The following is a 23,341-nucleotide window of genomic DNA, read 5'->3' as shown; positions in this document are numbered from 1 at the left end:
GGTCGGCGTCACCGGACCACTTCCGTCCCTGATCCGACAGCCGACAACCGGCAGCCGGCGGCCGTCAGCCGGCGGCGCAGGCGGCCCCGTTCAGCGTGAACTGCGCGGGTCGCGGATTGCTGCCACCGTGCGTGCCGTTGAAGCCGAAGCTGGCCGTCGCGCCCGCGGCCAGCGACGCGTTCCACGATTCGCCGGTGGCGGTCACCGCGGCGCCGATCTGGGTGACCCGTGCGGACCAGGACTGGGTGATCGTCTGGCCGGCGGTGTATGTCCAGCCCAGCGTCCAGGTGGCCAGCGGCGCCGTGCCGGTGTTGGTCAGCGCGACCGTGCCGGTGAAGCCGGAACCCCAGTCGTTGATCGTGTAACGCACCTGGCACGAGGCAACCGGCATGGGCGTCGTCGGTTCCGGCGTCGGTGTCGGTGTCGCCGCATAGGTCAGGCCGAACCCGAACGGGAACAGCGGTGTCTTGCCGTCACCGTCGTTGATCGGCTGCTGGGAGACCGACTGCATCCAGGTCACCGGCAGCTTTCCGGTCGGTGCGTGGTCACCGAACAGCACGTCCGCCACGCCCGCGCCCTCGCTGCCGGGCAGCCAGGCCGCGACCAGCGCGTTCCAGTTGCCGATCTCGGCGGCGATGTCCACGGGCCGGCCCGAAACCAGGACCACGATCACGGGTACGCCCGCGGCGCGCAGCCGGGAGAGCGTCGCGAGGTCGGTGCTGTCCAAACTCATCGAGCCGGTGCGGTCGCCCTCGCCCTCGGCGTACGGGGTCTCGCCGACCACCGCGACCGCCGCCCGGTAGCTGCTGTCGATGCCGGTGCCGTCGCGGTGGTAGGTCACCGTGGTGCCGCTGCCCGCCGCCGCCCGGATGCCGGCCAGGATCGACGTGCCGGGCACCGTGTTGCCGCTGGCGCCCTGCCAGCTCAGCGTCCAGCCGCCGCTCTGGTTGCCGATGTTGTCGGCGCTCTTGCCGGCCACGAAGATCTTGCCGCCGGTCTTGGCCAGCGGCAGCACGTTGCCGGCGTTCTTCAGCAGCACCTGCGACTGGCGCACGGCCTGCCGGGCCAGCGCGCGATGCGCCGAGCTGCCGACGCTGCTCGCGTAACTGCGATCGGCGTACGGCTGCTCGAAAAGACCCATCTCGAATTTCTTGGTGAGGATGCGCCGGTTCGCGTCGTCGATCCGGGACATCGGGATCTGCCCGCTCTGCACCGCGGCGCGCAGGTAGCCGACGAATGTCTTCCAGTCGACCGGCACCATGATCATGTCGAGGCCGGCGTTGACCGCGGTGGCCACCTCGGCCTGGGTGAAGCCGAGCCGCCCGTCGAGCTGGTCGATGCCGGCCCAGTCCGAGACCACGAAGCCGGAGAAGCCGAGTTCGCCCTTCAGCACGTCGGTGATCAGGTATTTGTGGCCGTGCAGCTTGGCCCCGTTGAAGCTGCTGAACGAGACCATCACCGAACCCACACCACGCTCGACAGCAGAAACAAAAGGCGGCAGGTGTACGGCGCGCAGCTCGGCCTCATTGATCTGGGTGTTGCCCTGGTCGGTGCCGTTGCTGGTGCCGCCGTCGCCGAGGTAGTGCTTCGCGGTGGCCAGCACCGACGCCGGCCCGTTCAGCCGCTCGCCCTGCAGGCCGTCCACCACCGTGGTCATGGCCGTCGCGATCTCCGGCTTCTCGCCGAACGACTCGTAGGTGCGCCCCCACCGGTCGTTGCGGGCCACGCACACGCACGGCGCGAACGTCCAGTCCTGCCCGGCGCCGGTGACCTCCTCGGCGGTGGCCCGGCCGATCTGCTCCACCAGCGCGGGGTCGCGGGTGGCGCCGAGGCCGATGTTGTGCGGGAAAATCGTCGCGCCCTGCACGTTGTTGTTGCCGTGCACCGCGTCGATCCCGTACATGATCGGAATCTGCAGTGGGGTGGCCAAAGCGCCGCGCTGGTAGTTGTCGTACATGTCGGCCCAGCCCGCCGCGTTGTTCGGGGTGGGCGCCGAGCCGCCGCCGGACAGGATCGAGCCGACCCGGTACGCGGTCACGTCGGCCGCCGTGGTGATGCCCCGCTCGGACTGGGTCATCTGCCCGACCTTGTCGTCGAGGCTCATCCGGCCGAGCAGGTCGGTGACCCGGGTGGCCACCGGAAGCGACGGATCCTGGTACGGCAGCGCGTCGTCGGCGACGGCTGCGGCCGGCGGGGTCACGAACAGGGCGAGGAGGCCGACGGTCACCACGAGGGGCAGGCCGGAAGATCGCATGGGGGAGTCCTCACGCAGGGGGCATTGATAAGAATCGTCACATGGGAGCGCTCCCATTACAACGGTGTTAACAGGCCGCCCCGGTGCGGGGCGGCCTGTCACTCACTCAGTAGTCGATCGTGTTCTGGTAGAGGCTGTTCAGCGGTGCGTTGCCGACCGAGAAACCGTCGGCGCCGCGGTCCGTCCAGAACTGCCGGAAGTGCGGCGAGTTGTGCCGCTGGAACGTGGTCCAGATGTTGTACATGCCCTCGGCGTATGCGTCGGTGCCGTCGTTGTGGCTGTCCGCCAGGTCGATCAGCGCGCCGGCCACCCGGCCCTCGACCCGGTCACCGTTGGCCCAGAGGAGCGAGCCCCAGGTCGGCGTCTCCAGGTTGACGGACGAGCCGTTCGGCCAGCGGAAGTACGGGTCGTTGTAGATCTGCGCGGGGAACCACTCGGCGAAGCCCTCGGTCCAGGCGCAGCCCTGCGACGAGACCTTCTTGATGTAGTGCGGGTTGCAGCTCGGCGTGCTCGGGTAGGCGTCGTCGAAGACGTCATCCATGATCGAGTGACCGGCCTCGTGCACCACCGTGTGCCGTGAGTCCGGGTCGGCCGCGGCGAGGTGCACCTGGTTGTCGCCGAGGCTGTAGTAGGTGCCGTCGGTCGAGCCCGGCGCCCAGTTCACCACGACCGGCCGGCAGGCACCGATCAGGTCCCAGCAGGCTCCGGGCGTGCCGTTCCAGGCGTCGCTGACCGCCTCGAACGCGTGCGCGCCGCGCATGTGCGTCGGGTCGCCCGGCTGGAGCCAGCCGACCTCCTTGGTGCCGGTCGGCACGTTCCACATCACGCCGCTGCCGTAGTTGTAGGTGCCCCACGGACTCTGCACCCGCCACGAGCCGTTGTCGGCGATGAACACGAGATAGACGTCCTGGCTGCCGGCGCCGCCCACGTCGGTGCTGGTGAAGCAGAGCGTGTAGCGGCCGTCGAACCCGGTCAGGCCGGAGGCCAGGAAGTCGTTCCCGTTGCCGGTCGAGGCGTCGTCGTCCCACGCCTGCACCTGCCACTGCCGCGCGGCCCGGGCGACGCCCTTGTGGTCGACGAAGTTCCAGCTGCCGGTGACGCACGACGTGCCGGCGACGGCCGGCTCGGTGCCGGCACGCTCACCGGCCGGTTCGCCGGAACGGTCCGACGGCTCCGGCGCCCGCTCGTCGGCGGACGGCGGGGTCAGCCGGCCGTCGGCCGCCTTGGTCTCGCCGGCCGCGACGACCGGTGCCGAACCCTGGTATCGCACCGCCGCCGCCCGGTTGGAGCTGACGATGCCGAGCCGGGACTCCGCGCCGGCCGCGGCCACGGTCAGCAGCACGTCGTCGCCGCCGGCCTCGGTGCCGGAGTCGACCTCGGCGGTCGCCCGGGCCTGGATCTCGGCCGGACCGGACGCGGTGGCCGACACGGTCCCGGTGAGCCGCAGCGACTCGCCGGCCGCGAACGCGCGGGTCATCTCGACCCGCTGCACGGTGCCGCGGGCCTGCGGGGCCAGCGACTCACGGGTGGACAGCGTGGTGCCGGCCGGTGCGCTGCGCCAGCGCAGACCGGGCGGCAGTTCGACGCTGAGCGTGACCGCGTCGTCGGCGATCGCCGAGCGGACCTCGTAGGTGAAGGTGGCTGTCTCGCCGACGGACGGAGCCGCGTCGAGTGCGGCGTCCACGGTGAGACAGCCGTGCTGCTCGTCGAGTGTTGAACGGTGCGTCGAGGCCGGCAGGACGCACTCGTCGGCCGGCTCGGCCTGGGCCGCGGACGGCAGCCCGAAGGCGGCCGTCGCGGCGACGAGGATGAACAGGGGTGTACGAAACACGGTGGTACTCCTCGGTGAACCGTGGCGGTCCCCCCGGACCGCCGTGGGTTCACCGTGCGGGGCGAAACGTCCCGCGGCCGAGGGCGTTCCGCCCGTCCCGCCGGGCGTTCCGCCCGTCCCTACCGCGCCGGCAGGGTGGCGCTGAGCCGGGTGCCGAGGGCGCCCGCCTCCACGGCGAACGTCCCGCCCAGCCGGGCGCATCGCTCCCGCAGCGAGCCGAGCCCGAGCCCCGCCGCCCGGTCCGCCGCGATCCCTGCGCCGTCGTCTTCCACCGTGACCCCCAGCGCCGCCCCGTCCCGCGTGACGGTCACCGTGGCCGACGCCGCACGCGCGTGCCGGGCCACATTGGTCAGCGCCTCGTCCACGATCCGATAGGCGGCCACCTCGACCGCCCCGGACAACCCGGTCAGGTCCGCTGGCAGCTGGAGGGTCACCGGCAGGCCGGCACCGCGGTGCCGCCGGGCGACCCCGTCCAGCGCCGCGGCCAGCCCCCGCTCGAGCGCGGCCGGCCCGAGCCCGTCCAGAATCCGGCGGATCTCGGCGGTCGCGGCGGCCAGCCCGTCCTCCAGGTCGTCCCAGGTCTGTGCCAGGCCGGGCGCCTCCGCCGACCGGGTCCGGCCGGCACGCACCAGCATCCGGGCGCCGAACAGGGCCGGCCCGATACCGTCGTGCAGGTCGCGCTGGAGCCGGCGGCTCTCCTCCCGCACCCGGGTCGCGGCGACGGCCGGTCCGAGTTGGGCCGCGAGGTCGGACAGCAGCTCGTTCTCCCGGCGGGTCCACGGCTCGTCCGGCGCGCGCTGCTGCACGACCAGGACGCCGCCCGGGTGCAGCGGCAGTTCGGTGACCGGCCAGGCGCGCCGCCGGCCGTGCGACACCTCGGCGTCGTCGACCCGCACGGCCGCGTACGGCACCCGCAGCCCCTCCCCCAGCCCGGCCACCACCGACGGCAGATCCGCGCCCCGGCCGACGACCGTGACCAGCTCGTAGGGAGGCCGGCCGTAGAGCCGCCGGGTGAGCGCCGACTGCAGTCGCTGGCGCAGCGGCAGCAGGGTCAGCAGGGCGGCGGCCACCGCGACGGGGGTGGCGGCCACGGGCAGCAGCCGGGCCACCACGGTCACCGTGGCGGCGTACACCAGCAGCACCGCGATGCTCAGCGTGCCGTACAGCAGACCGCGGTGCACCGGCAGCCGGATGTCGTACAGGCCGTAGCGCATGATGCCGACCACCGTGGCCAGCGGGATGGCCAGCACACCGGCCAGCCAGGTCACCGGCACACTGCCGACCACATCAAGAGCAAGAGCAAGCAGCAGGAGTACGCCGTTGCCGGCGCACCACAGCAGCGGCCCGCGCGTCTCGCAGCGCCGGATCCGCACCAGCACCCCGGCGACGGCCGCCAGCCCACCGGCCGCCAGCACCGCCGACGCGGCGAGGAACACCACGCCGTCCCAGCCCGGCGCGACCCGGTTACCCTCCGCCGAACCGGGCGAGCGCGCCATCAGGGCGGCCAGCGCGACCGTGCCGGCCAGGACGTTGACCGCCAGCCCGGCGACCAGGACCCGGCTGCGGCGGCCGTCCGGAAACAGCGCGACAACCAGCACCAGCAGCCCGTACCCGGGCCACCAGACCCAGTCCCGGACCCAGGCCACCGGCCCGGCACCGGCCAGCGAGGTGACCACCGTGACGCCGCCGAGCACGCCGACCGCGAGCAGCAGCCAGCCGCACGGGTTGCGGCGCTCGTGCGCGGCGATCCGAGCGCCCAGCGGCGCGAAGACGGCGGCCAGTAGCCAGTCGCGGCCCTCGGCCGGTATCGCCGGCCGCACGCCGAGGGCGAGCGCGACGGCGGTGGCGGCGAGCAGGCCGAGGACGGCGACGGCGATCGGAGCCGGCCCCGGCCTCAATGGAAGCGGCCTCAGTGGAAGTCGCCAAGCAGGCTGTGCAGCACGTTGTGGTAGATGCCGCCCTTGTCCGGGTCGGGCACCGGGCTCATCGGGACGGTGCCCTCGGCGGTGCGCGCCCAGCCGGCCTCGGCCATCACGGCGTCGAACCGGGCCAGCGGGATGAAGGTCTGCTCGATGCCGCCGTGCGGATGCGGCCAGTCCCCGGTGCCCGCCCGGGCGGACGCGATGAACTGGTCCACCCAGGCCTGCACCGCGGGCGCGGCATCGACGACGGTCACGAGATGCTTGCGTACGGGCGTGGTCATCCCGCCATGCTCGCCGCCCGGCCGGGCCGCCGGAAGCGGAAGGTACGATTGTCGACTGTGGCCCTGCGGGTTCTCGTCGTCGATGATCACCCGGTCGTCCGGAAGGGCCTGACCGCGATGCTCACCGCCGAATCCTGGGTCTCCGCCGTGGTCGAGGCCGACACGCTGGCCGCCGCCCGGCGCGCCGCCACCACCGACCGGCCCGACGTCGCCGTCGTTGATCTGTCCCTGCCGGACGGCGACGGCATCACCCTGGTCCGCGAGCTCGGCACCATCGCGCCCCGGTGCGCCGCCCTGATCGTGACGGTCACCGCGGACGCCGGCACCGTGCGGGCGGCGCTGGCCGCCGGCGCCCGCGGCTACCTGCTCAAGGACGCCGACCCCGACCTCGTGGTGGCGGCCGTCCGCACGGTGGCGGCAGGCGGCACGGTGCTCGGCCCACAGGTCGGCGAGAGCACCACGGTCCCACCCCCGTTCGACATGCTCACCCCGCGCGAGCTGCGGCTGGCCCTGCTGGTCGCGGACGGCCGCACCGGCCGCCAGATCGGCGCGGAGCTGGGCGTCAGCGAAAAGACCGTCCGCAACCAGACCGCCGCGATCCTCGCCAAGGTGGGCGCCGCCGACCGGGTCCGGCTGGCGCTGCTCGCCCAACGCGCCGGCCTTTCCACGATTGACCCTGGACCCGGTGGGGCACCCTGAGAGGGTGTTCATTCTCTTCGGCTTCCGCACCCGCGAGCAGATGGTCTCGACCAGCAGCATGGTCTGCGAGGTGTGCGGCGTGCAGGCCTCGCAGGCCCTGGTGAAGCGGTCCACGAAGTTCAGCCTGTTCTTCATCCCGCTGTTCCCGGTCCGCCCGAGCGCGTACTACCTGCGCTGCGCCCACTGCGCCACGATGCGCCCGGCCCGTCAGCCCGCCGCGGCGGCCGGACGGTAGCGCAGCCACACCACCCCGGACCGGTACGCCGCCATGGCCGGAAAGGTTGGTACGGACGGGCGCCGGGCGCATCTGTCGGGTTACCTGTCCTAGGCTGTCCGGATGCTGGTGGGGCGGTTCGCCGAGCGCTCGCGGCTGCAGCGCCTGATCGCGGACGCGAAGGACGGCCGGAGCCGGTCGCTGGTCCTGCGCGGGGAGGCCGGGATCGGCAAGACCGCCCTGCTCGACTACACCGCCGGCATCGCCGAGGGCCTGCGCGTGCTGCGGGTGGCCGGCATCGAGTCCGAGGCCGAGATCCCGTACGCCGGACTGCATTTGCTCTTCTCCCGTTTTGCCGGCCGCTTCGACGCGCTACCGAAACCGCAGGCCGACGCGTTGCGGGCCGCTCTGGGCGCCAGCTCGGCCGCCGGTGAACGGCTGCTCATCGGCGCCGCGGTGCTGAGCCTGCTCTCCGACCTGGCGCAGGACGGGCCGGTGGTGTGCCTGGTCGACGACGCGCACTGGTTCGACCAGTCGTCGATCGACGCCCTGCTGTTCGCGGTCCGCAGGTTGCACGCCGACCCGGTGGCCATGATTTTCGCGGTACGCGACCACGACCGTCCCGTCCCGGCGGCGGGCGTCGACAGCCTCGCGCTGGGCCGCCTCGACCGCACCGCTGCCGAACGCCTGCTGGCCAGCGTCCGGACCCTGCCGGGCGACGTCGTGCAGCGGGTGCTCGACGAGTCCGGCGGCAACCCGCTGGCGATCGTCGAGCTGTCGGCCGCCGACGCGTCCACGCCGATGGTGCCGCTGCCCGCCCGCGGCCGGTTGGAGGAGCATTTCCGCGGCCTAGTCCGGGCGCTGCCGGACCGCACCCGCCAGGCGCTGCTCATCGCCGCGGCGGACGAGCGTTCGCGGGTGCACTCGGTCACCGACGCCGCGGCCCGCCTGGGGCTGGCCGCCGCCGACCTGGAACCGGCCGAGCGCAGCACCCTGGTCCGGGTGACGGCCGGCACCGTGCAGTTCCGGCATCCGCTGATCCGGGCCGCGGCCTATCAGGACGCCTCGCTGGCCCAGCGGATCACGGCCCACCGCGCGCTCGCCGCGGCCCTGTCCGGCGACCCGGACCGGCGGGCCTGGCACCTGGCCGCGGCGGCCACCGGCACCGACGACGCGGCCGCCGCCGAACTGGAGCAGGCGGCGCACCGGGCGACGGCCCGCGGCGGCCCGGCCGGTGCCGTCCGGGCCTGGGAACGGGCCGCGCAGCTGAGCGGCGACCCGGCCGACCGGGCCCGGCGGCTGATCGGCGCGGCCCGTGCCGCCTACGACGCCGGCCGGCTGGACCGGGCCGCGGAGCTGGCGTCGTCCGGCGCCGCACTGACCGGGCGTCCGGTGGAACGCGCGGCGGCCGGCCTGGTGCTGGCCCAGGTCGCGTACGAGCGGGACTCCCCCGCCGAGGCCAGCGCCCGCGCCCTCGACGCCGTGGCGCCGATCCTGACGATCGACCCGGACGGCGCCGTCGGGATGCTCATCGAGGCGACCTGGTGCGCCCGGGACGCGGCCGACCCCGGCCTGCTGGCCCGGTGCGCCGGGCTGGTGCGGTCGATGACCGGCGACCGGTCGCCCCTGCTCGACGCCCTCGCCGGGTTCACCGACCTGCTGCGCGGCGACACCGGCGCGGCGGTCACCCCGGTACGGGCGCTGCTGCAGGCCGCCGCCGACGGCCGGGTAAACGGCTCGGTCGAGCAGATGCTCACCGGTTTTCTGGGCGTCCTGACCGGCGCCGACGCGGCCGCCGCGGCCCTGCTCGACCGGCACGTGGCGGCGCTGCGCGGCCAGGGCGCGCTCGGCTGGCTGCCGTACGCGGTCGAGCCTCTCGCGTTCGCCCAGCTGGTCACCGGCCGGTTCCGGGAGGCGCAGGCCGGGGTGGCACAGGGCCTCGCGCTGGCCGGTGAGCTCGGCCTGGGCATGCAGGCCGTGGTGCTCACCTCGATCTCGGCCTGGCTGGCCGCGGTCCGCGGTGACGACGACACCTGCCGCGAGCAGGCCCGGCTGGTGCTGGCCGACACCCGGCAGCACCGGATGGCGACCGCGCAGGCGACCTGGGCGCTGGCCCTGCTCGACCTGACGGCCGGCGATCCGGCCGCCGCGGCCGACCGGCTGGAGGCGGTGTGCCAGGGACCGCCCGGCCGGGACGTGCCGGTGCGCGCCGTCGCCGATCACGTCGAGGCGGCGGTGCAGACCGGCGACGACGACCGGGCCCGGCGGTATCTGCCCACACTCACCGCCTGGGCCGAGCACACCGGTTCGGCGCCGGCCCGCGCCCTCCGGCTGCGCTGCGAGGCGTTGCTGGCCCGCGGTCCGGACGCCGCCGCCTGCTTCGAGAAGGCGCTGGCCGTCGACGGCCGTTCGCCCTACGACCAGGCGCGCACGCATCTCGCGTACGGCCAATGGCTGCGGCGCCATCGCCGCCCCACTTCGGCCCGAGCCCAACTCAAGCTCGCGCTGGAGGCCTTCGACACCACCGGTGCGCAGGGCTGGCGGCAGCGGGTGCGGGCCGAGTTCACCGCGCTGGGCGACCCGCCCCCGGACACACCCGCGTCGGACGGCGCCGGCCTGCTGACCCCGCAGGAGCTTGAGGTGGTACGCCGGGCAGCCGCCGGCCTGAGCAACCGGGAGATCGCCGCCGAGCTGTTTCTCAGCCCGCGCACGGTCGGCTACCACCTCTACAAGGCGTACCCGAAACTCGGCGTCGCCCGCCGCTCCCAACTCGGCCGCCTAGACCTCTGACGCACCGGTCGTTCGAGAGATGCCGGGCCGGCCCCGTCGGTAGCCCTGGCCCTACCGTCCCGCGTCATGCATCTGCTGTATCAGGGAAGCCGGTCTCCAGGAACGGCGCGAGCAGGCCGGGCACCGCGGCGTCGGCCACGTCCAGGCCCACGCCGGTGTCCACGTCGCGGATGGCGTAGGCGCCGGCGCCCGCCGCGGTGGTCGCCCAGACGTTGGCCAGGCCGGCGCGGCGCTGGAACACCGACTGGCGCACGGTCCAGCCGATGATGCCGCGGCGTTGCAGGGCCGCGGTCGAGCGGCGCACCGAGCCGCTGCGCATCACCAGGTAGCCGCCGACGGTGCCGTGGCCGAGGCTGCGGTAGGCGTCCAGCGCGAGCACCACCGCCACCGGCACCGCGGCCAGGGCGGTGATCCATGCGATGTGCAGCAGCACGTCGGTGAGCAGCAGGCCGAGCACGATCAGCGGCAGTTCGGCGGCCAGCACCGCGGCCAGCGCCCAGCGCACCCGGCGGCCGCGCGCGGCGATCGGGTGCGGCGCCAGGTGCACGGCCTCGGTGGGCGAGACCTCCTCGCGCAGCACGGCGGCGGCGACCCGGTCGGCTACCTCCTTGGGCGCGGGCGGCAGCAGCGTACTGTGCTGGGCCTTGTCGTGCTCGACGCCCTTGGCCATGCCACTGGCCACCGCGTCCACCCGGGCCGCACCGGCCAGCCGGGCGCCCAGCGGCTCGACCACGTCGACCCCGCGCAGCCGGTCCTCCTCGATCGAGATGGAGCGGGTGGTCAGCAGGCCGCGGCGCACCCGTAACGTGCCGCCCGGCTCGCGGTCGAGGCGGTAGCCGCGCCACATCTCGACCCACAGCCCGAGCGCGCCGATCGCGCCGACCACCGCCGCGACGCCGGCCAGCACCGCGAGTGCGCCGATCAGGCCGAGGCCGCCGAGCAGGTCGATCGCCCAGTCGATGACGCCGCCGGCCTGACCGACCCAGTCGGCCAGGTTGAGTACGCCACCGAGCGCGGCGACGCCCAGCGCGGGCGCCACGAACGACAGCGGCGCGTACCGGATCCAGGCCGGGTCGAGCACGGCCAGAGTGTTTTCCGCGACCGGCTCGCTGGCGGCCCGGTGCAGCAGGATGCGGCGCAGTTCGTCACCGGTGGCGCGGGTGACCGGGCGCAGCCGGACGGTGCCCTTCTCGGCGTGCTCGCCGGTGCCGATCCGCACCGAGACCAGCCCGAACACGCGCAGCAGCGGGTCGGCCGTCACGTCCACCGTGCGGATCCGGTCGCGTTGAAGCGAGCGCCGGGTGCGGATCAGCGCCCCGGTGTGCAACTCGACGCGGTCGGCGCCGACCCGGTAGCGGGTGAAGCGGTGCCGCAGCCACTCGGCGACCGTGCCGGCCAGCACGACGAAGACGGCGCCGGGCAGCGTCCAGCCCACCGCGACCGCGGTCGAGATGCCGGACAGCCCGATCAGCGTCGGCACGCCGGCCGCCACCGCCACCCCGCTCATGAACACCACCGCCACCGGCACGGCCCGCCGGTCGAGCTCGCGCCACTCGGCGCTCATGTCGCGTCGCCCGGTACGGCCTGGGTGGTCAGGGTGAGCTGCTCGGCGATCTCGGCGGCCAGCTCGTGGGCGAGCCCCGGGATGGTCACCGCGCCCTTGGCCGACGCCGTGGTCACCACCACGGTGGCCAGGCCGAACCGCTGCTCGAGCGGTCCGCGGCGGGTGTCCACGGTCTGGATCCGAGACAGCGGCGCCACCCGCCACTCCTGCCAGAACCAGCCGGTGCGGGTGTAGACCGCGGTGCCGGTGACCTCCCACCGGTGCACCCGGAACCACCAGCGCGGCAGCGCCAGCACCGCGACCAGGCCCAGCACCCCGATCAGCGCGGCCGGGGCGAGCAGCCAGAACCGCGCCGGCGCGATCAGCACCCCGAGGATGACCAGCACCAGCACCGGCGACCCGAAGAGCAGCAGCAGGTTGGTCGTCCACCAGCCGACCGCGCGACGGTCGACGGGATTCCGCGGTGGCCGCAGCCGGGTATCGCTCGTCGTTGCCATCGAAGTCCCCGTTCACCCGTGAGTGGGCATTTTCTCCCGGGCCGTGGATCGCCGCAACGCCGGCCCGCCGAGTCGGCAATACGACTCGAGGACGTTAATGCACGGTAAAGGTCCCTAATTTTCGGCGCCGGGAAATCCCCTAATCCCCTAACTTCAATCGATCGATGAGCACCGATCTAGCGCGGCCGGGCCCCCAACGGCGCCCCTCCGGCGGCCGGGGCGGCGGCGAAAGTCCTGGTCGGTGACCACCGCCCGGGGGTGGCACGCCGTCGCCCGCGGACCCCTGTTTGATGCATCGAAGCGGACCACAACGCCGGTTTGATACCCGGCCGGATTTCTCGTGCTGGACAAGAGCGACCGGCCCACTAGAGTGGGTGCGCCTCCACACCGGACATTGCCGCATCACCACACTTGTCCAGCCCGCGCAAGGATGCTCATGCCCGATACATCTTCCTCTTACGAGCAAGCGGACCAGCGGTTCGCGCGCTCGCTGCCCGGCCAGCTGACCTGGTCGATAGCCGTCCCGGCCGCGGTCGCCGCCGGGCTGTTCGCCACCGCGGCGTGGGTGCTCGCCCTGGACGACGTCTATCCCGGGCTCGTGGTGCTCAGCCTGGCCGGCATCGTCACCGTTCTCGCCTCGGCGCTGTACGCCGTCGGGCAGATCCGGCATCACCGCGGCCAGTCGTTCGGCTTCCCGAGCCCGGCCGCCGACACCCGGCCCACCGGCACCCGGTCCATCGACACCCGGCCCACCGACGCCCGCTCCGCCGGCACCCGGTCCGAACTGGACACCGCACGGTCCCAGCTCGCCGAGGCGCGGGCCAGCGTCGACCGGCTCACCGAGCAGCTGCGCCAGGCCGAGGCCCGGCCAGCGCCGGCGGCCGCGTCGTCCACTGCGTACACGCCCGGCAAGCAGGTGGAGATCTTCGTCAACCTGTCCCGGCGGCTGCAGTCGCTGGTGCACCGCGAGATCAAGCTGCTCGACGCCCTGGAGAACGAGGTCGAGGACCCCGATCTGCTCAAGGGCCTGTTCCAGGTCGACCACCTGGCGACCCGCATCCGGCGGCACGCGGAAAACCTGGCGGTGCTCGGCGGCTCGGTGTCCCGGCGGCAGTGGAGCCGGCCGGTCGCGCTCACCGAGGTGCTGCGCTCGGCGACCGCCGAGGTCGAGCAGTACTCCCGGGTCAAGCTCGTGCCGCCGATCGAGGGCACGCTGCCGGGGCACGCGGTGGCCAGCATCATCCACCTGATCGCCGAGCTGATCGAGAACGCGACCATGTTCGCGCCCCCGCACACCCAGGTGCTGCTCCGGGCCCAGCAGGTGGCGGCGGGCGTCGCGATCGAGGTCGAGGACCGCGGTCTCGGCATGCAGCGGGTCGATCAGGAGCGGGTCAACCAGCTGCTCGCCAACCCCGAGCACTTCAACCTCGACGACCTGCTGCGCGACGGGCGGATCGGGCTCTTCGTGGTCTCGATGATCGCCCGCCAGCACGGCATCGTGGTGCAACTGCAAACCAACATCTATGGCGGTACGCAGGCGGTCGTCATCCTGCCGGAGGCGTTGCTGGGCGCCGAGCCCGCGCCGGCCGTTACGGTGAGCGCCGTCGCCGCGGTGGCCAGCGCGCCGGTCAGCCCCGGCCGGCCGCGGACGCTGGACGACCACACCGCCGAGATGCCCCGGCAGCCGGCCTGGTCCAACTCCTCCGCGGCCCGGCACCTCGCGCCCGCCGAGCAGCCGCACCAGCAACCGGCGCTCCAGCAGGCGGCACACCAGCAGGCGGCACACCAGCAGGCGCCGCACCAGCTGCCGGCGGCGGCACCGGCGGCGGCACGGCCACCCCTCCCGCGCCGCCGCAGCCAGACCCACATGGCCCCGCAGCTCCAGCTCGGCCCACAGCCGGCCAATGAGCCGACCGGCGATTCCACACCGGGGTTGATGGCGTCGTTCATGAGCGGCGTCTCCCAGGCCGAGGCCGACCCGGCCGGTCCTGACCGTCTTGCCTGACCTTTCCCTCCCCCCGCACCGACAGAAGGGTTCGGCTCACATGTCGACCACCGATGCACGCACCTCAACCGACCTTGCCTGGCTGCTGTCCGGGCTGGTCGACCGGGTTCCGGACACCCGGAGCGCCCTGTTGCTGTCGTCCGACGGGCTCCGCAAGGCCGCGCACGGCCTCGACGACGACGGCGCCGACCACCTGGCCGCGATCGCCTCCGGGTTGTTCTCGCTGGCCCGCAGCGCCGGCTCCAAGTTCGGCGCGTCCGACGGGGTCCGGCAGGTGGTCGCCGAGCTCGACCAGTCGCTGCTGTTCGTCTCGGCGGCCGGCTCCGGTGCGGTGCTCGCGGTGCTGGCCGGCAAGGACGCCGACCCGGGTGTCCTCGGCTACGAGATGGCCCAGCTGGTCAAGAGTGTGCGGCCGTACCTGTCCACACCAACGCGGCGTGAGGCGGAGTTTCCGGGCCTGCACGGACGATGAGTGTGGCCGGCGCCGACGACGAGCACTGGTTCGACGACGACGCGGGACGACTGGTCCGGCCGTACACGGTCAGCAGCGGCCGGACCGAACCGACCAGGCGCATGGAGCTCCTGTCCATGGTGATCGCGACCGGTCGCATCCCGCGCGGTCACCTCGGCCCGGAACACGCCCAGGCGCTGGGGCTGTGCGGCAACGTCACCACGGTGGCCGAGGTCGCGGCCCGGCTGAAGCTCCCCGCGGTGGTAACCAAGATCCTGCTCTCCGACCTCGTCGACTGGGGCGTGGTGGACACCCGTTCGCCCGACCCGATGGCCGACTCCGCCAACCCGGTTGTACTGGAGAACATCCTCAATGCCCTACAACGACGTCTCTGACATGTTCCCGAGCGCGCTCAAGCTGCTGATCGCGGGCGGTTTCGGCGTCGGCAAAACCACGTTCGTGGGCGCGGTCAGCGAGATCGAACCGCTGCGTACCGAGGAACTGCTCACCACCGCGAGCGTCGGCACCGACAACCTCACCGGCATCGAAAAGAAGGCGACCACGACGGTCGCGATGGACTTCGGCCGGATCACCATCAGCAAGCAGCACGTCCTCTACCTGTTCGGCACGCCCGGGCAGGAACGCTTCTGGTTCATGTGGGACGAGCTGTCGCACGGCGCGATGGGCGCGGTCGTGCTGGCCGACACCCGCCGGCTCGAGGACTGCTTCCCGGCGGTCGACTTCTTCGAGTCCCGCGGCGTCGAGTTCCTGGTGGCGGTCAACGAGTTCGACCGCGCGTTCCGGTACGAGCCCGCCGACGTCCGCAGCGCCCTCGACCTCAAACCCGACATTCCGGTACTGCTGTGCGACGCCCGGGATCCGCGGTCCGCCACCGGCGTGCTCGTCAGCCTGATCAGACACCTCATCGACTCCCGATCCCGCCGATGACCGAAACGGAGCCCGGCATGATCTACGACTTCTCCGGCCACCATCCGCTCACCCCGGTCGACCCGGAGGTGGGCAGCCGCATGCGCCGCCTGCACGAACTCGGCCTCGGCGATCAGCCCGTGCCGGAGTTCGACGATTTCGCCCGCAAGCTGAGCGAGGTCACCGGCGCGCCGTACGCGATGGTGAACTTCATCAGCGAGAACCGGCAGTACTTCGCCGGCCTGCACACCGCGCCGCCGCCGCCCGGCACCCCGCCGGAGGCCCAGCCCGGCCGGGTGATGGACCGCGACCACGGCTACTGCCCGCACGTCGTGGTGCGCCGCAAGGCCCTGGTCCTGGACGACGTCTGCGACTACCCGCGGTTCGCCGGCAACCCGGTGGTCGACGAGATCGGCATCCGGTCCTACCTGGGTGCACCGCTGATCGACCGGACCGGCACGGCGCTGGGCACGATCTGCGTGGTCGACATCGAACCGCGCCCGTGGGGCCGCCCCGGCCTGGAGACGATCAAATCCCTGGCTGCCGAACTGATCGCGCAGATACACGCCCGGGAGGGTTTCAGGAGCTGACCAGCGGCGTGCTGACCCGCGGCGCGAGCTGTTGCGACCACTGCCCCTTGGCGGTGCCCAGCGCCACCTCGGCGAGCCGCAGGAGTTGCACGTCGGAGGTGCCGGCCGGGGCGAAGATGTGGTGCGCGTCGCGGAGAAAACGCTCCACCGGGCGGTCCAGATAGAGGCCGCAGGCGCCGTGCACCTCCATGGCGTTGCGCGCCGAGTCGAGGGCGTACTCGACATTGATCAGCTTGGCGTTCATCAGTTCGGCGTCGCAGGGCTTGCCCCGGTCGAGCAGGTGGACGGCGTGGTAGGCGGCGAGCCGGGCGGTCATCAGCCGGGACTGCATCTGACCGATCTTCAGCTTGATCGGGAGCAGGTCGGCCAGCGGGCTGCCGTACCGGCTGCGGCCGGCCGCGTAACTGGTGGTCTCCTCGACCAGCGCCCGGTGGATGCCGAGCGAGACCGCGGTGAGGTTGGGCCGCCCGTACAGGATGCTCGACGAATAGGCGACCGCCAGGCCGTCGCCCTCGGCGCCGAGCCGGTTGGCGGCCGGCACCCGGCAGTTGCGGAAGATCAGTTCGCCGAAGCTGAAGCCGTGCAGTCCCATCGCCGGCTGGTACTCGCCGAGCGAGAAGCCCGGCCGGTCCGACTCGACCAGGAACGCGGACAGGCCGGCCGACCCGGCGCCGGTGCGCACCACCACGCCGTGCACGTCACCGACGTGGCTGTTGCCGACGAAGACCTTACGCCCGTTGAGGATGTAGTCGTCGCCGTCGCGGACCGCGGTGGCGGCCATGCCGAGCACGTGCCCGCCGGATCCCTCCTCGGTCACCGCGATGGTCGGCAGGCAGTCGCCCTGCGCGACGGCGGGCAGCCAGGTCGCCTTCTGCCGCTCGTCGCCGAAGTGGATGATCTTGGCGACGCCCAGCTGGGAGGCCTGCACCATGGCGCCCATCGCGCCGCTCACCCGGGACAGTTCCTCGATGATGATGGTCTTGGCGAGATGCCCGAGACCCATGCCGCCGTACTCGCGGCCGACGGTGACCCCGATCCAGCCCTGCCGGGCGATCAGCCGGGACAACTCCTGCTGGACGATCCGGGACGACTCCATCTCGTCGAGGCGCAGCCGCACCTCCGTCTCAGCGAAAGCCCGTACCTCCCGGCGCAACTCTTCATGACGTTCAGACATGAAGTACGCGTCCACGACCAACTCCTTGCGACGGTGGCTTGTGGCCTCGACATCGGCTCGGAGACGGTCCAGCGACGTTGGCGGTGACCGTCCGTATTCGGTTCTGTCCACTGAGTACACCTACTTCGAAGATTATTAAGCAGCTTTCGAAGTAGATTGGACCTTCTCGAAAAAACCCGAAACGGACTTATCGCATCTTTATCGTCGGCAGAGGAGCGCCGCCGGACTGCCCGCCGAGCCGATTCTCCTGGTGAACGCGATCCCGGCGGCATACTCGTCCGGCGCGCACTGACCCTTGTAGCGGCCCGTCGCAAAGTCGCCACCCGAGGAGTCGGCCGGCCGATTGTCGCCGCGGTCGAACCACACCGCCCGGCCGGCGGTGCCCAGGCTCCCCGCCGCGGTCGCGCACAGCACGCTCGACAGCGCCGCGCCGCGGACGGCGTACCCGATCAGGAAGTCACCCGCCGGGCACTGGAACTTGGTGTAGCCGGATGCCCAATCACCGGACGTCACGTGCCGCTCGTCGATCACCGCTCGGTAGGCGGCCGATGTCACCGGCAGGCCGTCCACGCACAGGCCGCGGTTACCGGTGTGCGCCAGTCCCGCCAGGCGTTGACCGTCCGGGCAGACTGCCTTGCGGGAACCGGGCGCCCAGTCATCGGCGGCCCGGGCCCGGCGGGACGCGACGAAGTCGCCGTGGTCCGGGCTGAGCATCGAATACCGCGTTACCGGCTCGACCACCCCGGTCCGGCCGGACGCGGCGACCAGCCGGTTCCAGTCGGCCGCGCGCCAGTCGCCGCCGTCGCCGACCGTGCTGCGGTTGCCCGCCCGGTCCCAGTGCAGCAACGCCCACCCGTTGGTGCCGCGCGCCTCCGCCCAGCCGACCATCGGCCAGTACGCGAAGTCGGCGTCCCGCTGAATCAGGTAGTCGACGAAGTTGCCGAACCAGTCGCGGGCCGCCTGGCCGGTGCCGTTGCCGCCGACGCCGAACTCGCTGATCCACACCGGCGCGGTGAAGTGTCTGCCGGGCTGGTCGGCGACATAGAACGCCTCGTCGTAGAGCGTCGCGAACAACTCGTCGCGGCTCAGGTCGCGGTAGCGCGGATCACTCGTCTCGCCGACCCCGCTGGCTCCGCTGTGCCGGGAGCCGGTGTAGTCGTAGAAGTGCGCCGAATAGACCAGCTTGCCGGAGGTGCTCAGGGTGTGCGACAGCTGGGCGACCGGCCGCAGCGCCGGGCGGCCGTGCGGGAAACCGTCGACCGGGATGCCGTACCAGTTGATGCCCTCGACGATGATCAGCAGGTTCGGGTTGGCGTCGGTCAGGATCCGGTCGCCGACGGCCTGCGCGGCGGCGAACCAGTCGTGCTCGTCGCCCAGGCCCCAGTTCGGGTCGTCCCACACGTCCCGGCGCACCTCGTTGTAGAGGTCGGCGCCGACCACGCGCGGGTTGTCGCGGTAGCGCGCGGCCATCGCCAGCCAGTCGGCCGCCCACTGGTCGGTGGTGCGGCCGCTGTTCCAGCGCTCGTTGCCGTCGACGCCGCAGCACCAGCGCGTGGACCCGGTGTGGTTGTTGAGGATCACCGCGAGGCCGGCGGCGGTCAGCCCGGCGACCACGGCGTCGTAGATCTCGAGGGGAGTACGGCCGCGCAGTTGCGGGTTGGCGGCCACCGCCTCGTCGGGGACCGGCTGGGCGTCCCGGATCATCTCGTTCGAGAACGGCAGCCGTACGCTGTTGAGACCCAGCTCCGCGAAGCTCGCGGCGACCTCGGTGATCGATGCCCGGTCGAGACCCAGCGGTATCCGGTTGGCGTTCTCCCCGGCGTGGTGGGTGTCGCCCTCTCCGGTCCAGGTGCCGCTGGCGCCGTGCCAGTTGCCGGACTTGAGCTTGAAGCGCTCGCCGGTGGCATCGACGACGTATCGCCCGCGCGTGCTCAGCGGGCCGGTCCACAAATCCGCGGCCGGCGCCGCGGGCACCTGCACGCCGGCCGTGAGCAGCAGCACCGCCACCATCAGACGCCCCATCGGCCCATTATCGAAATCCGGCGACGCATCCGGCAGCCCGCCGCGGCCGAATCGGCCCTCATTCCTCCCCCGCAGTGCCCTCGCATACTCCGAAACTTTCGGCCATGACGCCCAAAACTTCGGACGCCTTCCGCCCACCCACACCGGGAACATTCCCCGAATGACCGCAACGAAAACGCATTCATGCAGCTCACAGGGTATCCAGCTCAACCATAGCGATCATCTCGGTTTCCGGAATGTTTCTGGAAGTTGTTGACAGTCACCGACCGACGCAATACCGTCCCACGCACGGGAATCAATGGCGATCGATTCCACGCACCATCGGCTCACCACCACCACCACGCGGGAAAGCTGGCCCCCACCAGCTGTCACGAGGAGGAAGCAAGTAATGAACGACGTCCCCACCAAACCGAGGCGCCGCCGCCTGCGGCTGTTCCTCGGCGCCGCGTGCGCCGTGGCGCTTGCCGCCGGCGCCACGGTTTTCGCCGCACCCAACGCGTTCGCCGAGGCCGACCGGACCCTCACCGCAAACGCCACCGGCACGCACAACGGTTACTACTTCTCGTTCTGGAAAGACAGCGGCAACGCGAGCATGACGCTGCGCGCCGACGGCCGGTACTCCAGCAGCTGGGACCGAAGCACCAACAACTGGGTCGGCGGCAAGGGCTGGGCCACCGGCACCCGCCGCACGGTCACCTATTCGGGCACCTACAACCCGGGCAGCAACAACACCTATCTTGCCCTGTACGGATGGACGCGCAGCCCGCTCATCGAGTACTACGTCGTGGAGAACTTCGGCAGCTACAACCCGAGCAGCGGCGCCACCCGGATGGGCACGGTCACCACCGACGGCGGCACGTACGACATCCTGCGCAGCCAGCGGGTCAACCAGCCCTCGATCGACGGCACCGCCACGTTCTACCAGTTCTGGAGCGTGCGGCAGCAGAAGCGCAGCTCCGGCACCATCACGGTGGCCAACCACTTCGACGCCTGGGCCCGGGCCGGCCTGCAGCTCGGCACCAACCACAGCTACCAGGTGATGGCGACCGAGGGTTACCAGAGCGCCGGCAGCTCGGACATCACGGTCCGGGAGGGTGGCAGCGGCACGCCCACCCAGAACCCGACCACCGGCCCGACGCAGCAACCCGGCAACTGCACCGCGACGCTGTCCGCCGGCGAGCGGTTCGGCGACAGGTTCAACCTCAACGTCGCGGTCAGCGGCACCAACAGCTGGGTGGTGAGCCTCGGCCTCGGCGGCGGCCAGACCGTCCAGAACAGCTGGAGCGCCGCGCTGACCGGCACCAGCGGAACCGTCACCGCCCGGCCGAACGGCAGCGGTAACAACTTCGGCCTCACCATCATGGCCAACGGCAACTGGAACTGGCCGACGGTCACCTGCCGCACCGGCTGACCCTCTTCGCCAACTAACTGTGGCGCGGTGGCCCTCTGGGCCGCCGCGCCGCTTTCGCACGCGTGATGTTAAGGATTCTTGACGCCGTGTCTGGTTTGCTTTACCTTCATCGTGTCAAGTTTCTTTTACATGAGGAGCGGACATGTCCTCCGAGGAGAAACGCACCTGGATCTCCGCCCTGGTCGGCTTCGTCGTCCCGTTCGCATATTTCGCGATCACCCTGTCCAAGGTGGCCGGTGCCGACGTGACGACGATCGACTACGTGCGGCCGATGCTCACCGCGATCGGCGTCGGGATCGGCGCGGGCATCGTCCTGTCCATTGTGGCCGCGGTGGTCTCGCCCAAGGACGCCGACCGGACCGACGAGCGCGACCGGGAGATCAACCGCCGGGGTGAGTACGTCGGGTTCTACGTCATGAGCATCGCCGCGACCGTGCCGCTGATCCTGACGATGGCGGACGCCGAGCACTTCTGGATCGCTCATGCGCTCTATCTTGCGTTCGTCCTGGCCGCGCTGGCCTCGGCGGCGGTGAAGATCGTCGCGTACCGGCGAGGCTGGTAACCGTGGGCAAACCGACCAGGGTCACCAATTCGATCCGGGCGCTGCGCTTCGCCCACGGGGAGATGACCCAGGCGGAACTGGCCGACCACATCGGAGTGACCCGCCAGACCATCATCGCGATCGAACAGGGGCGCTACTCGCCGACGCTGGAGATGGCATTCCAGATCGCGCGGGTGTTCCGGGTGCCCCTCGACGACGTCTTCGGATATTCCGACTGAGAAAGGAGTCACCATGCACGCGCTGACCCGCAACGCGCGCCTGACCGGGCTGTTCTACCTCGGTGTCGCTCTCACCGGCGTACTCGGCTTTCTCATCGTCCGCCCGCAGCTCTTCGTCGCCGACGACCCGGCCGCGACGCTGGCCAACCTGGCAAACCACGAGTCACTCGCCCGCGCCGGCGTCGCCCTGGAACTGGGCATGGTCGTCACGCAGACCTTCGCCGCCGTGTGGTTCTACCGCCTGTTCCGTACCGTGGACTCCTTCGCCGCCGCCGGCATCGCCGCCTTCGGCCTGATCAACGCGATCGTCGGCCTGATGAGCGCGGCCGCGATGGCCACCGCGCTCGGGGTGGCGGTCAACCCGTTCGGCGACGCCGCGACCAACGTCCAGGTCCTGTACCTGCTCAGCGAGAACCTCTGGGGCGTGGGGGCACTGTTCTTCGGCCTGTGGCTGATCCCGATGGGCTGGTGCGTCCTGCGATCGGGCTGGATGCCGCGCGCCCTGGGCTGGCTCCTGGTCGGCGGCGGTATCGGGTACGTACTCAGCGCGTTCCTCAGATACCTGGCCCCGGAGGTGGAGGTCATCGCCGAGGCACTGGCATATCCCGCCTCCATCGGCGAATTCTGGATAGTCGGCTACCTGCTCGTCCGCGGCGTGCGCCCACGGACACCGGGCGGGGCGCGGCCGGGTAGGCGCCGTGTCACAGCACACGGCGCCCGCGCCGACTAGTACTCGCAGGAGATGAACATGTTGTCGATCCAGAGCGTCTGGTCCCCGTTCCCGTACAGCGACACCCGGAACCGCACGGTGCGCGGCCCGTTCGACCATTCCGGCGTGAAATGCTGGATCGGCACGGTGGCCACCCCGCCCCCGTCCTGGGCCAGGTACTGCCAGGTCGTCGGGTCGATCACCTCGACCCGGGCGATGACCTGCCGCCCGTTACCCAACCCAAACAGATCGATGTACGCCCGGCAGGTGTGCGACCCGTCGAGCGGTGTGATGGTGACGTCGCGCCCTATTTCGGTCCACCCTGTCTCCTGGTTGTGGAAGACGAAGCCGACGCCGGCCTGCCATCCACCGCGCCCGTTACCGGTGCTCCAGATCGTCCACCGCCCGTCCGCGTTGTTGTCCTCCAGCCGATCAGTCATGATCGACACATCGTCGAACGGCCCCGCATGGGCCGGCCCACCGCTGGTCAGAATGCCGGCAACAACAAGCCCCACCGCGGTAAGAGCCCGGCGAATCCTCATGATGGTTACCCCATTCCCGGCCAACGCCCTGTCAGCCGGCCCCAGGCTCCCTCCTGCCATTCATCGATCCTGCATCCACACCTTCATCGCCCCGCGATTGCCGACGCCACCACCCGGCTGTCCTGGCTGGCCGACACGATCCCGGTGCCGGTGGTCCGCAAGGTGGCAAGCCCCGGACGTGGCATCACCACGCCCCGGCCGGTTTGCGGGCCACTCCGCAGACCACGTCGAGGTGCTGGGGGTCGGGGTCGGTGGGGTGCCACAGCGGCGCCGACGTCACGCCCGGCTCTACCAGGTCGAGGCCCTCGAAGAAGGCGGCGAACGCGGCGGGGCTGCGCAGCACGTACGGCGGATTTGCCTGTTCGTTCCAGATTTTTTCGGCCGCGCCGTGTTCGAGGCTGTGGGAACCGTCCAGGGCGATGAAGTAGCTGCCCGGCGCCAACGCTGCCAGGTAGGCGCGCACCATGGTCAGGGCCTCGGTGTCGTCGGTTATGTGGCCCAGGATTCCCGACATGATCAGGGCGATCGGGCGGTGGAAGTCGAGGGTGTGGGCGGCCTCGGAGAGCACCGCACCGGCGTCGCGGCCGTCGGCGTGCAGGTACTGGGTGGCGCCCGTCGGGGTGCTCGTCAGCAGCGCCCTCGCCTGGGTCAGCACCAGCGGGTCAATGGTTGTCGGGT

22 protein-coding genes are annotated in these 23,341 nt (G+C 71.7%); 12 read left to right on the top strand and 10 right to left on the bottom strand.

What is annotated here, in order from left to right; all coding sequences use genetic code 11:
• Nucleotides 1–64: 64 nt before the first annotated feature.
• The 4 genes from Ari01nite_RS36390 to Ari01nite_RS36375 all read right to left on the bottom strand — a co-directional run bounded on the left by Ari01nite_RS36390 (nt 65) and on the right by Ari01nite_RS36375 (nt 6,288).
• Nucleotides 65–2,254: a glycoside hydrolase family 3 N-terminal domain-containing protein gene (locus Ari01nite_RS36390; protein WP_203786899.1), complete on the bottom strand. Its 2,190-nt coding sequence runs from the start codon at nt 2,252–2,254 to the stop codon at nt 65–67.
• 106 nt (nt 2,255–2,360) lie between these two features.
• A complete protein-coding gene (locus Ari01nite_RS36385) occupies nt 2,361–4,085 on the bottom strand; it encodes a prolipoprotein diacylglyceryl transferase (RefSeq protein ID WP_203786897.1) in 1,725 nt (574 codons plus the stop codon).
• A 119-nt stretch (nt 4,086–4,204) separates the two neighbouring features.
• Nucleotides 4,205–5,983 (bottom strand): sensor histidine kinase, encoded by a 1,779-nt coding sequence (locus Ari01nite_RS36380; RefSeq protein ID WP_203786895.1) that lies wholly within the window; start codon nt 5,981–5,983, stop codon nt 4,205–4,207.
• 11 nt (nt 5,984–5,994) lie between these two features.
• Nucleotides 5,995–6,288 (bottom strand): hypothetical protein, encoded by a 294-nt coding sequence (locus Ari01nite_RS36375; RefSeq protein ID WP_203786893.1) that lies wholly within the window; start codon nt 6,286–6,288, stop codon nt 5,995–5,997.
• 57 nt (nt 6,289–6,345) lie between these two features.
• Here Ari01nite_RS36375 and Ari01nite_RS36370 point away from each other — a divergent pair, with 57 nt between their 5' ends.
• The 3 genes from Ari01nite_RS36370 to Ari01nite_RS36360 all read left to right on the top strand — a co-directional run bounded on the left by Ari01nite_RS36370 (nt 6,346) and on the right by Ari01nite_RS36360 (nt 9,991).
• On the top strand, nt 6,346–6,987 hold the full coding sequence (locus tag Ari01nite_RS36370) for a response regulator transcription factor (protein ID WP_239163311.1): 642 nt from the start codon (nt 6,346–6,348) through the stop codon (nt 6,985–6,987).
• Between the two features lie 4 nt (nt 6,988–6,991).
• Nucleotides 6,992–7,222 carry a zinc-ribbon domain-containing protein gene (locus Ari01nite_RS36365; RefSeq protein ID WP_203786891.1) on the top strand — a complete coding sequence of 77 codons (231 nt, stop codon included), beginning with the start codon at nt 6,992–6,994 and terminating at the stop codon, nt 7,220–7,222.
• Between the two features lie 102 nt (nt 7,223–7,324).
• On the top strand, nt 7,325–9,991 hold the full coding sequence (locus tag Ari01nite_RS36360; protein WP_203786884.1) for an ATP-binding protein: 2,667 nt from the start codon (nt 7,325–7,327) through the stop codon (nt 9,989–9,991).
• A 64-nt stretch (nt 9,992–10,055) separates the two neighbouring features.
• On the opposite strand, the gene Ari01nite_RS36355 is transcribed toward Ari01nite_RS36360, so the two are convergent.
• A complete protein-coding gene (locus tag Ari01nite_RS36355) occupies nt 10,056–11,555 on the bottom strand; it encodes a PH domain-containing protein (protein WP_203786882.1) in 1,500 nt (499 codons plus the stop codon).
• On the bottom strand, nt 11,552–12,052 hold the full coding sequence (locus tag Ari01nite_RS36350; RefSeq protein ID WP_203786875.1) for a PH domain-containing protein: 501 nt from the start codon (nt 12,050–12,052) through the stop codon (nt 11,552–11,554). Before Ari01nite_RS36350 ends, Ari01nite_RS36355 begins: the two co-directional genes overlap by 4 nt.
• Nucleotides 12,053–12,488: 436 nt before the next feature.
• Here Ari01nite_RS36350 and Ari01nite_RS36345 point away from each other — a divergent pair, with 436 nt between their 5' ends.
• The 5 genes from Ari01nite_RS36345 to Ari01nite_RS36325 are packed head-to-tail and all read left to right on the top strand — an operon-like array spanning nt 12,489 to nt 16,025.
• Nucleotides 12,489–14,057 carry a sensor histidine kinase gene (locus Ari01nite_RS36345; RefSeq protein WP_203786867.1) on the top strand — a complete coding sequence of 523 codons (1,569 nt, stop codon included), beginning with the start codon at nt 12,489–12,491 and terminating at the stop codon, nt 14,055–14,057.
• Between the two features lie 40 nt (nt 14,058–14,097).
• Nucleotides 14,098–14,529, top strand: coding sequence for a roadblock/LC7 domain-containing protein (locus Ari01nite_RS36340; protein WP_203786865.1), 432 nt, complete (start codon nt 14,098–14,100; stop codon nt 14,527–14,529).
• Nucleotides 14,526–14,903 (top strand): DUF742 domain-containing protein, encoded by a 378-nt coding sequence (locus Ari01nite_RS36335; RefSeq protein ID WP_203786863.1) that lies wholly within the window; start codon nt 14,526–14,528, stop codon nt 14,901–14,903. The genes Ari01nite_RS36340 and Ari01nite_RS36335 overlap by 4 nt, the downstream gene beginning before the upstream one ends.
• The gene (locus Ari01nite_RS36330; protein WP_203786861.1) at nt 14,881–15,456 is read left to right on the top strand and encodes a GTP-binding protein; all 576 of its coding nucleotides are present in this window, start codon (nt 14,881–14,883) and stop codon (nt 15,454–15,456) included. The genes Ari01nite_RS36335 and Ari01nite_RS36330 overlap by 23 nt, the downstream gene beginning before the upstream one ends.
• The gene (locus Ari01nite_RS36325; protein ID WP_239163310.1) at nt 15,453–16,025 is read left to right on the top strand and encodes a GAF domain-containing protein; all 573 of its coding nucleotides are present in this window, start codon (nt 15,453–15,455) and stop codon (nt 16,023–16,025) included. The genes Ari01nite_RS36330 and Ari01nite_RS36325 overlap by 4 nt, the downstream gene beginning before the upstream one ends.
• Here Ari01nite_RS36325 and Ari01nite_RS36320 read toward each other — a convergent pair.
• Nucleotides 16,015–17,214, bottom strand: coding sequence for an acyl-CoA dehydrogenase family protein (locus tag Ari01nite_RS36320; protein ID WP_239163309.1), 1,200 nt, complete (start codon nt 17,212–17,214; stop codon nt 16,015–16,017). The genes Ari01nite_RS36325 and Ari01nite_RS36320 overlap by 11 nt on opposite strands.
• Nucleotides 17,215–17,397: 183 nt before the next feature.
• Nucleotides 17,398–19,221: a glycoside hydrolase family 5 protein gene (locus Ari01nite_RS36315; RefSeq protein ID WP_203786859.1), complete on the bottom strand. Its 1,824-nt coding sequence runs from the start codon at nt 19,219–19,221 to the stop codon at nt 17,398–17,400.
• A 388-nt stretch (nt 19,222–19,609) separates the two neighbouring features.
• Between Ari01nite_RS36315 and Ari01nite_RS36310 the strand changes: the two genes are divergently transcribed.
• From Ari01nite_RS36310 to Ari01nite_RS36295, 4 genes are all read left to right on the top strand, one after another.
• Entirely contained in the window at nt 19,610–20,632 is a 1,023-nt protein-coding gene (locus Ari01nite_RS36310; protein ID WP_203786857.1) for a glycoside hydrolase family 11 protein, read from the top strand.
• A gap of 142 nt (nt 20,633–20,774) precedes the next feature.
• Entirely contained in the window at nt 20,775–21,194 is a 420-nt protein-coding gene (locus tag Ari01nite_RS36305) for a hypothetical protein (protein ID WP_203786855.1), read from the top strand.
• 2 nt (nt 21,195–21,196) lie between these two features.
• Nucleotides 21,197–21,412 (top strand): helix-turn-helix transcriptional regulator, encoded by a 216-nt coding sequence (locus Ari01nite_RS36300; protein WP_203786853.1) that lies wholly within the window; start codon nt 21,197–21,199, stop codon nt 21,410–21,412.
• A gap of 13 nt (nt 21,413–21,425) precedes the next feature.
• Nucleotides 21,426–22,142 (top strand): DUF4386 domain-containing protein, encoded by a 717-nt coding sequence (locus Ari01nite_RS36295; RefSeq protein ID WP_203786851.1) that lies wholly within the window; start codon nt 21,426–21,428, stop codon nt 22,140–22,142.
• Here the strand turns inward: Ari01nite_RS36295 and Ari01nite_RS36290 are convergent.
• The gene (locus Ari01nite_RS36290) at nt 22,139–22,561 is read right to left on the bottom strand and encodes a hypothetical protein (protein ID WP_203786850.1); all 423 of its coding nucleotides are present in this window, start codon (nt 22,559–22,561) and stop codon (nt 22,139–22,141) included. The two genes, Ari01nite_RS36295 and Ari01nite_RS36290, sit on opposite strands and share 4 nt — an antisense overlap.
• A gap of 286 nt (nt 22,562–22,847) precedes the next feature.
• Complete coding sequence (locus tag Ari01nite_RS36285; RefSeq protein WP_203786848.1) at nt 22,848–23,318, bottom strand: SAM-dependent methyltransferase; 471 nt, start codon at nt 23,316–23,318, stop codon at nt 22,848–22,850.
• Nucleotides 23,319–23,341: the final 23 nt, after the last annotated feature.

This window comes from Paractinoplanes rishiriensis (assembly GCF_016862375.1).
GTDB lineage: Bacteria > Actinomycetota > Actinomycetes > Mycobacteriales > Micromonosporaceae > Actinoplanes > Actinoplanes rishiriensis.
Note: the sequence above shows the minus strand (reverse complement) of the source record. Positions and strands in the feature narration are given on the sequence as shown.

Bases quoted from the DNA above. Each gene is read 5' to 3' on its own strand.
- Ari01nite_RS36375 (WP_203786893.1), bottom strand. From the start codon at position 6,288: ATGACCACGCCCGTACGCAAGCATCTCGTGACCGTCGTCGATGCCGCG.
- Ari01nite_RS36325 (WP_239163310.1), top strand. From the start codon at position 15,453: ATGACCGAAACGGAGCCCGGCATGATCTACGACTTCTCCGGCCACCAT.
- Ari01nite_RS36315 (WP_203786859.1), bottom strand. From the start codon at position 19,221: ATGGGGCGTCTGATGGTGGCGGTGCTGCTGCTCACGGCCGGCGTGCAG.
- Ari01nite_RS36310 (WP_203786857.1), top strand. From the start codon at position 19,610: ATGAACGACGTCCCCACCAAACCGAGGCGCCGCCGCCTGCGGCTGTTC.
- Ari01nite_RS36350 (WP_203786875.1), bottom strand. From the start codon at position 12,052: ATGGCAACGACGAGCGATACCCGGCTGCGGCCACCGCGGAATCCCGTC.
- Ari01nite_RS36305 (WP_203786855.1), top strand. From the start codon at position 20,775: ATGTCCTCCGAGGAGAAACGCACCTGGATCTCCGCCCTGGTCGGCTTC.
- Ari01nite_RS36295 (WP_203786851.1), top strand. From the start codon at position 21,426: ATGCACGCGCTGACCCGCAACGCGCGCCTGACCGGGCTGTTCTACCTC.
- Ari01nite_RS36330 (WP_203786861.1), top strand. From the start codon at position 14,881: ATGCCCTACAACGACGTCTCTGACATGTTCCCGAGCGCGCTCAAGCTG.
- Ari01nite_RS36390 (WP_203786899.1), bottom strand. From the start codon at position 2,254: ATGCGATCTTCCGGCCTGCCCCTCGTGGTGACCGTCGGCCTCCTCGCC.
- Ari01nite_RS36290 (WP_203786850.1), bottom strand. From the start codon at position 22,561: ATGACTGATCGGCTGGAGGACAACAACGCGGACGGGCGGTGGACGATC.
- Ari01nite_RS36355 (WP_203786882.1), bottom strand. From the start codon at position 11,555: ATGAGCGCCGAGTGGCGCGAGCTCGACCGGCGGGCCGTGCCGGTGGCG.
- Ari01nite_RS36345 (WP_203786867.1), top strand. From the start codon at position 12,489: ATGCCCGATACATCTTCCTCTTACGAGCAAGCGGACCAGCGGTTCGCG.
- Ari01nite_RS36360 (WP_203786884.1), top strand. From the start codon at position 7,325: ATGCTGGTGGGGCGGTTCGCCGAGCGCTCGCGGCTGCAGCGCCTGATC.
- Ari01nite_RS36335 (WP_203786863.1), top strand. From the start codon at position 14,526: ATGAGTGTGGCCGGCGCCGACGACGAGCACTGGTTCGACGACGACGCG.
- Ari01nite_RS36340 (WP_203786865.1), top strand. From the start codon at position 14,098: ATGTCGACCACCGATGCACGCACCTCAACCGACCTTGCCTGGCTGCTG.